The organism is Citrobacter sp. Cb041, assembly GCF_030336655.1.
GTDB classification, from domain to species: Bacteria; Pseudomonadota; Gammaproteobacteria; order Enterobacterales; family Enterobacteriaceae; genus Citrobacter; species Citrobacter braakii.
In genome coordinates, this window is the sequence record NZ_JAOWDD010000028.1 from 538,567 (window position 1) to 550,923 (window position 12,357).

The 12,357-nt window shown below is 51.4% G+C and carries 10 protein-coding genes and 1 pseudogene; 2 read left to right on the plus strand and 9 right to left on the minus strand.

The features are described 5' to 3' along the window. The first annotated feature begins 2 nt into the window (after positions 1-2). Positions 3-896 (plus strand): PocR ligand-binding domain-containing protein, encoded by an 894-nt coding sequence (locus OGV52_RS05045; protein ID WP_141874985.1) that lies wholly within the window; start codon positions 3-5, stop codon positions 894-896. Here OGV52_RS05045 and cobA read toward each other — a convergent pair. Beyond that, positions 875-1,663, minus strand: coding sequence for a uroporphyrinogen-III C-methyltransferase (gene cobA / locus OGV52_RS05050; RefSeq protein ID WP_131348074.1), 789 nt, complete (start codon positions 1,661-1,663; stop codon positions 875-877). The genes OGV52_RS05045 and cobA overlap by 22 nt on opposite strands. Positions 1,664-2,068: 405 nt before the next feature. Between cobA and OGV52_RS05055 the strand changes: the two genes are divergently transcribed. Then, on the plus strand, positions 2,069-2,971 hold the full coding sequence (locus tag OGV52_RS05055) for a LysR substrate-binding domain-containing protein (RefSeq protein WP_047359471.1): 903 nt from the start codon (positions 2,069-2,071) through the stop codon (positions 2,969-2,971). An 82-nt stretch (positions 2,972-3,053) separates the two neighbouring features. Here OGV52_RS05055 and cobO read toward each other — a convergent pair whose 3' ends face one another. The 8 genes and pseudogenes from cobO to OGV52_RS05095 all read right to left on the minus strand — a co-directional run bounded on the left by cobO (position 3,054) and on the right by OGV52_RS05095 (position 12,351). Further along, entirely contained in the window at positions 3,054-3,656 is a 603-nt protein-coding gene (gene cobO, locus OGV52_RS05060; RefSeq protein WP_016156012.1) for a cob(I)yrinic acid a,c-diamide adenosyltransferase, read from the minus strand. 9 nt (positions 3,657-3,665) lie between these two features. Further along, positions 3,666-5,318, minus strand: a complete 1,653-nt coding sequence (locus tag OGV52_RS05065) for a class I fumarate hydratase (RefSeq protein ID WP_235116603.1) — start codon at positions 5,316-5,318, stop codon at positions 3,666-3,668. Positions 5,319-5,376: 58 nt separating this feature from the next. After that, positions 5,377-6,378: a glutaminase A gene (gene glsA / locus OGV52_RS05070; protein WP_016152301.1), complete on the minus strand. Its 1,002-nt coding sequence runs from the start codon at positions 6,376-6,378 to the stop codon at positions 5,377-5,379. A 148-nt stretch (positions 6,379-6,526) separates the two neighbouring features. Further along, positions 6,527-7,808, minus strand: a pseudogene (locus tag OGV52_RS05075) (dicarboxylate/amino acid:cation symporter); the annotation flags it as partial. Between the two features lie 168 nt (positions 7,809-7,976). Next, entirely contained in the window at positions 7,977-8,294 is a 318-nt protein-coding gene (locus tag OGV52_RS05080) for a DUF4387 domain-containing protein (RefSeq protein ID WP_016152303.1), read from the minus strand. After that, positions 8,291-9,661 carry an acyclic terpene utilization AtuA family protein gene (locus OGV52_RS05085; RefSeq protein WP_016156013.1) on the minus strand — a complete coding sequence of 457 codons (1,371 nt, stop codon included), beginning with the start codon at positions 9,659-9,661 and terminating at the stop codon, positions 8,291-8,293. Before OGV52_RS05085 ends, OGV52_RS05080 begins: the two co-directional genes overlap by 4 nt. A gap of 3 nt (positions 9,662-9,664) precedes the next feature. Continuing rightward, complete coding sequence (locus OGV52_RS05090; RefSeq protein WP_016152305.1) at positions 9,665-10,906, minus strand: methylaspartate ammonia-lyase; 1,242 nt, start codon at positions 10,904-10,906, stop codon at positions 9,665-9,667. Next, positions 10,906-12,351, minus strand: coding sequence for a methylaspartate mutase subunit E (locus tag OGV52_RS05095; RefSeq protein WP_047497775.1), 1,446 nt, complete (start codon positions 12,349-12,351; stop codon positions 10,906-10,908). The genes OGV52_RS05090 and OGV52_RS05095 overlap by 1 nt, the downstream gene beginning before the upstream one ends. Between the last annotated feature and the right edge of the window lie 6 nt (positions 12,352-12,357).

Genomic DNA, 12,357 nt, shown 5'->3' on the forward strand with positions numbered 1-12,357 from the left:
ACGTGCCGCTGAAAATCCAGGATGACTATTTACACCGTTTTTTCTCTATCGCAGAACTCTTCTCCCGAGCCACTGGGTTAGCCACAGTCGTCGTTGATATTAACGGTATAGCGTTGTCTGAATGTCATAATTTTAATTCGTTTTGCACATTAATGCGTGCGGATGAGCGCTATCGAGCAGGTTGCCAAAAGTGCGACAAGTACTGTGCTTTTGAGGCATTAAAACAGCTTAAACCCAGAATACTCACCTGTCATGCAGGGCTAAGCCTGTTCTCGATGCCATTAATTCATGAGGGAAACCTTTACGGTTTTATTATCTGCGGGCAGGTGCGGGTAAAGTATCAGGAATATAAAACTATCGCTATTGATAACAAAAACTCATGGATTAATAACCCCGAAATTAAAGCTGAGTGGGGCCAGTCTGCGATGGTGGATAATAATGTACTGGTGGCGTCAGCAAATTTGTTAAGTTTTATTGTTGATAATTTTGAGAAAGAACAATTGATCTCTGAGAAGATTGTTGTTCCGGCAACCCGTTACGCTCATCATTATTTCACTGAGCCTTCACGTCACGAGAAAAAACTTATGGCGGCGCTGCGTTATATTGACGAGAATTTGTATGGTGAATTGTCTTTGGAATCTGTCGCGGCTCATGTGTGCTTAAGCGCGAACTATTTCAGCCGGTTTTTCAAGAAACGCCAGGGTGTTAATTTTAAAACCTGGGTGAGTCAGAAAAAAATGCAAAAAGCAGGGGAGTTATTACACGATCCGGTTCATTCCATAGACAGTATTGCCAGGAAATTGCAATACGCGCAAACCAGTTACTTTTGCCGCGTTTTCCGGGCGGCGCATCAAACGTCGCCCCAGTCTTTTCGTCACGCCAGACTTTCGCAGTAAAGATTGTCTGGCAGCGTGATGGCTTCAGGTATAAAAGAGAGTCGATCGCTCAGGGTCACCACATCTCCGATTACAATCAGCGCCGGTGGAACAATATTCGCTTCCTGCGCCTTGCTCAATAATGAACCGAGCGTGCAGGTCAGGCGGCGTTGATTTTCTCGGGTCGCGGACATAATTAGTGCGGCGGGCGTGTCTGCTGATTTCCCGCCCATCAACAACTCTTCACAGATAAACGCCAGATTGGCGATACCCATGACGATGACCAACGTGCCATTAAGTTTCGCCAGTTGACGCCAGTCCTGCTGCTGATTGCCTTCCCGCGTGTGGCCAGTCACCACGTGAAAGCCGGAGGCAAAATCGCGATGCGTCACCGGGATACCGGCATAGGTCAGGCCGCCAATCGTAGAACTAATACCCGGTACAACTTCAAAAGGGATGCCCATTTCAACCAGATCCTCAACTTCTTCAGCCCCACGGCCAAATACATACGGATCGCCACCTTTGAGGCGCACAATGTTGTGGTGTGTTTGGGCATACTGGACCAGCAGTGCGTTGATTTCATCCTGGGGAACGCAATGGAATCCTGGATTTTTGCCGACATTGATAAGCAGGCAGTCAGGTAATGCCCATTCTAAAATTTTAGGATTGACCAGCCGATCGTAAATAATGACGTCGGCCTGTTTAATGCAGATCATTGCTTTGAGGGTCAGTAATGAAATATCACCAGGACCTGCTCCAACGAGCCAGACCTTTCCGAAAGTTTTCACAATGTGTCCTTTATCACGTCTGTCAAAAAATGGCACAAACGACATCAATAAATGATTAAAAGCAGTCGTTTGCCCGTAAGTTATAACGTGAAATTATCCAGGATTAGCGCGTGGATAATATTGATTAATCTCGCAAAGTTTTTTCTGCAATAAACAAGAAGACTTGAAAAATTATTAAGAACTTATTGGCACTATTTACTTAAGTTTAACCTTATTTAAATTGTGTTTATTGTTGTGCTTGAGTATTATTGGTTAATATTTATCCGCCATCAGTGTGAGCAAATCATGGATTGGATCAATGACATCAATGGAGAAAATAAAATATAACTCTCGGTGCTTATCTGGGTGCCTTGAATTATTTTTTATAAATTAAACTATTTTTGTACGCTGCATATGGAAGAGGTTATGAGAGGAAAAATACCCAAGACGGAGTTGCTGGTAACTTTTGAAGTGGTTGCGCGTCACGAAAGTTATACCAGGGCAGCTGAAGAGTTGGCGTTAACACAAAGTGCTGTTTTCCGCCAGGTGAATGCACTGGAGGATTTTCTTAATACCGCGCTATTTAATCATGCCAAAAAACGCATTTTTTTAAATGCGGCCGGCAAACACTATTTAAGTATCGTTAAAGAAACGTTAAATAAACTCGAGCGCGATACGACCACAATAATGACCTGGCAACCGACCGTACAGGTTATTGAGCTGGCGGTAAATCCGACGTTCAGTACGCATTGGTTGATCCCCAACCTGCGCGAGTTTAACAAACTCAATCCTGATATTATTGTGAACATCCATTCGCTGGCGAATATCGGTGATTTTCTTAATCGTGAGTATGATGCGGCAATTATGCGCGAAGATTTCTACTCACCGTGGTCAGAGGTTGAGTACCTGTTTGAAGAGGAAATTCTGCCAGTATGCAGCCGCTGTCTGCTGGCTGAACCGGAACGGAAACTGTCAGTCCACGAACTGCTGAACGAATACCCGCTGTTGCACCAGAGTACGCGAATCAAAGGCTGGCAGGAATGGTTTGCGCTGTCCAACGTCAGCAGTCCGCTGGTAAATAAAGGCCCGAGATTTGATCTGTTGTCGATGTTGATTGCGGCGGTCCGTTCTAATCTGGGGGTTGCGCTGCTTCCTCGTTTTGCCATTCAGCACGATCTGGATAATGGTGATATGGTCATTCCTTGCGATGTTCCAATGCGCACCGGAAACCGTTTCATTATGACGTGGCGTGAAGAGAAATCGGAGTCTGCGCATTTACAGACATTTCGTAACTGGTTGCTCAGTAAGTCCGTGGTGTCGGCTGCCTGATGGTGGTTTGCGCTTTATCAGGCCTACAACGATTGGTAGGCCGGATAAGACGCGTTAGCATCGTTATCCGGCAAAAGAACGGCTACCAGTCGATTCCAATCTGTGCCTGAATCCCGCGGTCAAACGCGTGCTTGACCGGGCGAATTTCACTGACCGTATCGGCCAGTTCCAGTAACAGCGCATGGCATCCGCGCCCGGTCACGATGACGCTTTGTTCCGCAGGGCGATTTTCGATGGCGCTGATAACCTCCTGGGTGTCCAGATAGTGGTAAGCCAGCATGTAAGTAAGCTCATCCAACACCACCAGATCGTACTGCGGATCAGCCAGCATGCGCTTACTTTCCTGCCAGACTACCGTTGCTGCCTCGATATCCGCTTGCCGATTTTGGGTTTCCCAGGTAAATCCGGTGCCCATAATATGAAATTCGACACCGAGCGGTTGCAGCGTGTTGTACTCGCCATTATCCCACTGGCCTTTAATAAACTGCGCGATGCCAACGGTTTTTCCGTGACCAACCGCGCGCGTTGCCGTACCAAAGGCTGCGGTGGATTTTCCTTTACCGTTGCCGGTGAAGACAATCAGGATCCCTTTCTTCTCCGTTGCCGCCGCCACGCGGGTATCAACCTGTTCTTTCAGTTTCTGCTGACGCTGGCGGTGTCTGTCATTATTGGCTCGCGCTTCCATGGTGACTCCTTAATGTCCTGCCGGACAGGTTGCGCAGCGATGCTGCTGCTCAAACTGGCTAAAGAAGTTATTGCCTTTATCATCCACTAATACGAAGGCCGGCATATTTTTAACTTCCATCATCCACACCGCTTCCATTCCCAGCTCGGGATATTCAAGGCAGTGCAGGCTCTTCACGTACTGCTGCGCCAACAAGGCTGCGGCGCCGCCAATGCTGCCAAGGTTAAAACCACCATGTTTGCGACACGCATCCGTGACTTGCGCGCTGCGGTTGCCTTTCGACAACATGATCAGACTGCCGCCCGCGGCCTGGAAAGCATCGACGTAACCGTCCATGCGCCCGCCGGTTGTGGGACCTAGCGAACCGCAGGCCAGATTACTGGGGGTTTTAGCCGGGCCCGCGTAATAGACGATATGGTTTTTCATGTAATCTGGCATTGGTTCGCCGTTATCCAGGCGCTCTTTGATTTTGGCATGCGCGATATCGCGAGCCACAACAATCGGGCCGGTTAACGATAAACGCGTCCCAATTGGCAGAGTGGTGAGATCTTGCAGGATCTCGCGCAACGGACGATTCAGATCCAGTTGTACGGTCTGGGCGCTATTTTCTACCCGCTGTGAATCGGGAATAAATTTGCCCGGATTATGCTCGAGTTTCTCCAGCCAGATTCCGTGTTTGTTGATTTTGGCCTTGATGTTGCGGTCGGCTGAGCAGGAGAGAGCCATGGCGATAGGGCAGGAGCCGCCGTGGCGTGGCAGGCGGATCACCCGGATATCGTGGGCAAAGTATTTGCCGCCAAACTGCGCGCCGATGCCAAACTCGCGGCTGGCGTTGAGCAGCTCGGCTTCCAGCGCTGTATCGCGGAATGCCTGACCCAGTTCGTTCCCGCTGGTGGGCAGGTTATCGTAATATTTAGTTGAAGCCAGTTTGGCAACCTTCAGCGTCTGGTCGGCGGACAAGCCTCCAACGACGAAAGCGATGTGATACGGCGGGCAGGCGGCTGTACCCAGTGATTTCATTTTTTCGATCAGAAACGCGGTGAGCTTTTCCGGCTGCAGAATAGATTTGGTTTCCTGGAACAGCGCCGCTTTGTTAGCAGAGCCGCCGCCTTTGTTGACGAACAGGAAACGGTATTCGTTACCCGGCGTGGCGCTGATGTCGATTTGCGCCGGCAGGTTAGTCTGGGTATTGACCTCGGTATACATGTCCAGCGGGGCATTTTGCGAGTAACGCAGGTTGTTTTCAGTGAAGGTGGTGTACACGCCTTTGCTTAATGCTTCTGCGTCATCGCCGCCGGTCCAGACATGCTGTCCTTTGCAGGCCACAATGGTTGCCGTCCCGGTATCCTGGCAGTTGGGCAGGACGCCTTTGGCCGAAACCTCAGCATTGCGTAGCAGTTGCAATGCGACGTACTTATCGTTACTGCTGGCCTGCGGATCGTGCAGAATGCTGGCTATCTGTTTTAAATGTCCGGCGCGCAGGAAAAATGAAGCCTCATAAAATGCCTGCTGGGCTAATAAGGTTAGCGCTTCTGGCGCAACCTTAATCACTTCCTCTCCGTCTAACTCCGTTACCGCAACGTGCTGGTTACTCAGTAATTCATATTCGGTATTATCTTTACTCTGAACAAAGAGTTCCTGCCAGACAAATGGTTTAGACATGTTTACATCTCACCTTTTAGTTAATATGTCGGATGGCGCTCACGCCATCCGTAATTGCTTAATGCGCTAAAAAGACATTGGCTTTTGTCGCTTCGGCGACATATTCGATCGTTTTCTGGGCGCGAACGCTGTTACCGGCTTCATCCAGCGGCGGAGAATAGACGGCAATCGCATATTCGCCCGGGACAACGGCGACCATTCCGCCGCCGACGCCGCTTTTTGCCGGGATGCCCACGGTGTAGAGCCATTTACCGCTGCCGTCGTATAGTCCGGCAATCGCCATTTCTGCCAGCACCTGCGGAACATATTTTTCATTCAGCAACTGCTTGCCGTTGAATGGAGATTTGCCTTTGTTCGCCAGTACCGCCCCCATTTTGGCCAGTTGCTCAACGGTGATATCCACCGAGCACTGACGGGTATAAATTTCGACAGCTTCGTCGGTATTGCCATAGAAGCTGTTATAGGATTCCATCAGCTTCGCCAGCGCCTGATTGTGCTGGTTGGTTTCCATCTCGGATTTAAAGACCGGCTCATTAACCGTGAGCGTGGCGTCGGCCCAGACGTTCAGGTTGTCGAGGATTTTGTTCCAGCGATCGGTTTTGTCTTTAGCTTCAATCAGGCTAACGGTGCTCATCGCCCCGGCGTTTACCAGCGGGTTCTCAGGTGCGCCTTTGGTCAGCTCAACCGCTAAACCGGAGTTGAAGGGCATGCCAGTGGCATTGGCCCCGAGTTTATCCAGCACCACCTGAGGGCCGTGCTGTTCCATGGCGAGCGCCATGGTGAAGACTTTGCTCAGGGATTCCATGGGGAAGGGTTTGTTAACATCGCCAACCTGGTAGATCTTGCCGTCCACCGTGGCAATGGTAATGGCAAAGTTATTCGGGCTGTAGGTCGCCAGGGCAGGGATGTAGTCGGCGACTTTTCCATCGTGGTTACTTTTATATTTTTGATGTGCCTGGTCGATAAGCTTTGCGTAATCCGGCGTGGTTTGCGCGAGAGTCGTTGCGCTGAACAAAACGCTGAAGGAAAAAATACTCACGCCGAGAAGAGTTTTAGTCATGGTGCAATCCTGTTGGTGTACTCATCATGGTGCCGGATGGCGGTGTACCGCCTTATCCGGCCAACGGATAGTGAAACGTTATGCAGGCCGGATAAGCGCAAGCGCCATCCGGCAATAACGTCGTATCAGGACAACGCGACTTCTGTTTCGGTAACCGGACGTTCTTGTTCCGGGGTCTTCACTGGCGCAGTGCCACGACAACCCTGGCCGAAGTGTTCACCTTCCCAGCGACTTACAATGGCAGCACCCATTGCGTTACTCATGACGTTGGTAGCAGAACGACCCATATCGAGGAACGGATCGACGCCCATCAACAGGATCAGACCAGCTTCAGGAATGTTGAACTGGTTCAGGGTTGCGGCGATAACCACCATTGATGCACGCGGTACGCCCGCCATCCCTTTAGAGGTCAGCATCAGGATTAACAGCATGGTAATTTGCTCGCCCATGCTCAGCTCAATGTTGCATGCCTGAGCAATAAAGACGGTGGCAAATGAGCAGTACGCCATGGAGCCGACCAGGTTAAAGGAGTAACCGATAGGCAGAACGAAGCTGGCGATTTTTGAAGAAACGCCGAATTTTTCCAGCTTGTCCAGGGTGCCCGGGAAGGCGGCTTCTGAGCTGGAGGTAGTAAAGGCCAGCAGTGCAGGCTCGAGGATTGATTTGGTCAAACGCGCGATGCAAGGCCCGACTATCATGGTTGACAGGCCAATCAGGATTGCCCACAGCATACCCAGGGTCAGATAGAATTCACCCATGAAGATCCCGGCGCTGACCATCACACCCAGACCACGTTCGGCAATCAGACCAGAAATAGCGGCAAAAACGGTCAGTGGTGCAAACAGCATGACGTAGCCCGTCAGCTTCAGCATCACGTGTACCAGTGAATCCAGAACCTTCACGATAGGCTCGGCTTTTTCACCAATTGCGGCCAGGCTGCAACCGAGGAAAATTGAGAACACCACGATCTGCAGAATTTCGTTACGCGCCATCGCATCGACAATACTGGTCGGTACCGCGTGCGAGATGAACACTTTCAGCGTGAATGGCTCTGACTGAACGGCGGCAACGGCCCCGACGTCATGTGGCACGAAGTTGATCCCCGCGCCTGGCTGGAAGATGTTAACGATAACCAGACCCAGTGCAATTGACACCAGAGAGGCGCAAATAAACAGGAAGAAGGTTTTCGAAAATATACGTCCCAGCGTTTTGGCATCGCCCATTTTGGCAATACCAACAACCAGAGTTGAAATAACCAATGGCGCGATAATCATTTTTACCATGCGTAAGAATATGGTGGTAAAAATAGAAATATCTGCTGCATAGGATTTTGCTGTTTCAGCCGCGGCCATATTATTTATGGCCACCCCGGCAATCATGCCGAGTATCAGGCCTAATATGATCATCTTCGTTAAACTTATTTTCTTCATGTGTACTCCATCGGATAAAGGCTGGTAATTTGAATTGTGTAGGGTGGCGTGCGCCTGAGCCTGGACAGCAGCTCAGACGCACGCCTGTTGTGACCAACCGCATGAATAATTCGAAGCACTGTGATACCGCTGAATTCAGTGCTCCAATGGTTGTTATTGTGTGTTTTGTTACAAGTCGAACTCAATACTTAATAATGGAGCGTGTTGCTGAGCACCATAAACATCATTGTCACCGACGTTGCCGGAAATAATATCGCGCGGCATGACGATTTTTACGGCATTCGCCGGATCGAACCACACGATATTGTGAATGAAGTCAGGTTCAACATTATATAAACTGGCAATAAGCTGCGGCGTTAATTGCTCGCAGGCTTTTACCCGCTGATAGTCTTCCCTGGTTTTAAATAAAATATCTAAAACCAGTTCGTACGGTCCGGCGTTTTTGGAGCGAATAACCTGCGCCAGTGAACAAATTGAGTGTTTCATGCCTGAACTCCTTCTGGCGTCACCTGTTCAATGTGGAAATCAAATCGCAGCGCATCGCTCGCTTCAATCAGGTGATAGATCGAGAACTCATACACCGGTCCACTTTGAATATCAGATGGCGAGAACGGGAAGGCGAGGTTGCCCGCAGTCGCAATGCGATTTTCATAGCCGTAGTGCAGCAGGGTAGAGCGTACCAGCGAGCAAACGCTGTTGGCGATATCCTGCGTCGGCGCAACGACATCCAGTAAAATCCCCAGCTCATGACCGGCGGTTTTCATCGGTTCATGGTTGCCCATCACACCGTTCTTACCATACAGGTGGAACGTCATGCGGATACTGTCGTCATTCAGTGAGAGGTTACGCGCCACGCTTGCTTGTACCTCTTCGAGAATGGTGTCAATCCCGGCAATCATAATTGGGTCGCGCGTTCCGGCGATGGTCAGGCAACGGAAGCCAACCTGACGCGCGCCTTCCAGTTTCAACGCATACGGTGTTTCTTCATGACGTGAACCACTGACATACACTTCGCCCTCGTTAACCTGGGTAAAGGTGCACGCTTTCAGGTTCAGCACGCCGCCTGGTCCTGGCAGGAAGTACGGATCGGACTTCTCATACAGGGTGTGCGCCGCAGCGGAAGTTTCAGTGAACTTACGCTTGGGATTGAACGCCTTCAGCGTAAAGCCGTTGTCATCAATGATCCCCATCGCACAATCTGAGCCGGAGCCAGGGGTGGCAGCAATGGCAGCACACTCAAGGATCTTCCCGCAATGAAGTGCCAGACCTTCATCAAAGCCCTGCATTATTGGCAGCGCGGCGAAGCAGGCCGGATCGTAGGCACGTCCGCCCAGAACCACCTGCGCGCCAGCTTCGAGCGCACGCTGAAAAGGCTCGACGCCCATCTGCGCGACAATGTAGGTGCTCTCTTCAATTGCATCGTGAGTCAGTTCAGGCACAAAATCGAGCGCGGTGATTTTGCCGTTATCCAGCGCCTGATGAACGATTTCTTTGTCGACATCAGACGGGATTAACGCCATTGAGAAGGACAGTTTTTCTTCCTGTGCGATCTCATGGATTATCTGGCGACACCACTCCAGATGCGGAGCTGCGCCAGAACCACCGGCCGTGCCGATCACTACCGGGATGTTGTTCTTCACGCCTGCCACGATCATATAGCGCAGATCGCGTTTCACACCGGCCCGGTCGGTAAAGGGTTTACCCGCCCCCAGATAGTGGGGGCCTGGATCGGAGGAACCTGCGTCAACAGCAATAAGATCCGGTGACTCTTCCATGGCTTTACGAAAACTTTCTTCCGGGAAGCCATAACCCAGGATAGCCGTAGGCGATAAGATCTTAAATGTGCGTGCCATCTCTTAATCCTTAGTTTGCAACAGCGCGATGGTGCGGTTCATTTCGTTAAACACGATGTTGAGACCTTCATCGAAACCCATACCCGGCTTGATCAGCATGCGCATTGGACGCGCAGCCAGCGCGACGTGTACGCAGGTACGCGCACTGATTTCCGTTTCGTTACAGGTACCACCCTGATAGGCTTCCATTCCGTGTTTGTTGCAATACAGCACCGCATCAACGATGTTGTGAATACCGCCCAGATCCGGGGTCTTGATCTGCACCATGTGGCAACTGCCCGCGTCGGTGAAGTCCACGATATCCTGATAGGTGTTACACCATTCATCCGCAACAATTTTCACGCCGGAACCCAGACGGGTAAGCTCCTGAGTGATCTCGGTGAGCATGCGGATCTGATCCGGCTTGTTACCGGCATCTACCGGGCCTTCAATGTACAGCGGCAGGCCTTGAGCTTCGGCTTCCAGGCTGGCGATGTATTCGGCGCAACGCACCGGATCCATATCGAAGATCAGACCGATGGTGCCGTAGACATCAATATGCAGCGTCGGGTGATAGGTTTCGTTGGTGCGCAGGCTCAGGATGCGGTTTGATAACCAGCGGACGTACTCACGCAGTTTTTCGCCTTTGAAGCCCAGCTTCTCTTCTACGTTATTGATCAGCGCATGCGGCAGGACGTCCACACCTTTGAGGATCATCTTGTCGACAGCGATATAACGGTCGTCGCCGCTCTGGCCAAATAATGGAATGGCTTCCGGGACGCACGGCAGTTGCCATTCATCACAAACCACTTCTGCTTTCAGACGACCGGTAGCCAGTGCCGCCGCGTCGAGCAGCGCCTGAGACAGACCATAACGTACGGCGGTATGCAGCAGATGGCCGTCAATACGCAGTTCGTCAAAGAAACGGGCGTTGGTCAGGAACGAATCAACGTCACGGCCTTCCAGCAGCGGTTTGATGTGATCGTTAAGGAACGGAATGAAGTTTTCAGCCAGGAACAGCGGATCGCGTCCACCTGCACCTGAATATTGCACCGCTGCACAATCGCCCACTGCTACTGCGCCGTTTTCCAGAATCAGCTGTACGGATACGCATTCACCCGCCTGACGAACAGACGTAAATCCAGGCGTTACCGGAGCGCCGGTATAGATAAACCCGTCATGACCGGCGCCGTTTTTGATGGCCTGCTGATCGTCAAAATAAAATGAGGAGTAGCCAGCTGTGAAAAGGGCCTGTTTAATTTTCATTATGGTCTTCCTATTAATTTACTGTGGGATACGGCGTTGATGTCATCAATGACCATCTGGAAAGAAGGCTTGCGGCCTTCGAAATGCGCGCGCTCTGCGACGTAGTCGTGGTGCAGGGCGAGAATGTCTTTCGGCAGCGGAACGGAGCCGGCTTCGAGAATACGGATGGCGCCTGTGTTATCGCGAACAGGCAGGATCTTACCGGCGTTACAGGCGGCGGGCGCGAAAGGTACATCCAGTACGCCTGCTTCAAAGGCCAGCACCGTACCGCGCGCAATGTCGCCATTGCCCAGTTCGAAGACTTTCTTCAGCACCGCGCGGACTTCGCTCTTAATCAGATCAACTTCCTGCTCCACGGCAGCGCACTGCGGGAATTTCTGGTCGCTGACCATGTTGAGCATCTGGCGCGAAGCTTTCAGACCCTGGGCGTTCGCTGCTGCCGTTGGGATACCGAACGCTTCGTGCGGACTTTTGGTGATCACTTTGGTGGCACCTGACATACCGGCAACCGCTGCGCCCCAGGCGATAACGGAGAAGGCTTTTGCTTCATCTTCCGGGAATCCGCCCATCCACTGGTGGAAAACGGTACTCAGTTCGTAATCGTCAAAGCCGTGGTTATGGAAATATTCGTGGGAAAGTTCGCGCAGCGCCTGAATCGCTGCAATATCCTGCGTCAGGCTACCGACCTGGCCGTAGCCAACGGTAATTGACTTCACGCCTTGTTCCAGAGCCAACAGACCTTCGATAATCGCCACCGAGTGGGACATAAACGGCGGGATCAAGGTGCCGGTCAGTGGGCCAAACGGTTCACGGTTGATACGAATACCGTTCTCTTCGTACATGCCCATCAGGCGGTCGCAGTACTGCCAGTCGCGGATGGATTTTTCCAGAGTGACACGTTTAGCGTAAGGAATGTTGTAGGAGATGCCGCCGCCTTCGTAGCTGGTAAAGCCACTGGCCATGGCGATTTCTGCCAGCAGGCGCGCATCCGGCGTGCCGTGACGAACCTGGATTGGTTTTTCCAGCGCTTCAGTCATACGACGGCAGGCAGCAACCCCGTGATTGACGACCGGTAAACCATTCAGCTTGGAAGTACCTGCTTCGATAGATTTCTGGATCCCGACGGCGGCTTCTTCATAGCGGTTCAGACGGGTATAGGCATCGATAGTACTCGGCAGGAGGTCGCACTCTTCCTGCAATGTTTTGAGCAGCGCAATATGCTCATCCATTAATGCTACGCCTGCGCGCGGCTGGCTCAGGGTTTTCCCTTCCTGATCGGCCTTCAGCAGAGCAAGGGAGAAGCGCTTATTATCCGGGATTGATTGCTGGTACTTCACGCCATCTTCGAAGTTCTCAACGTCTTTGCCGGTTTCCCAGGTTTGTAATACCTGATGCCTTTCGGTCATGAATTCGTCATGGGTCAATTTTTTATTTCGAAGTTCCATTCGTAG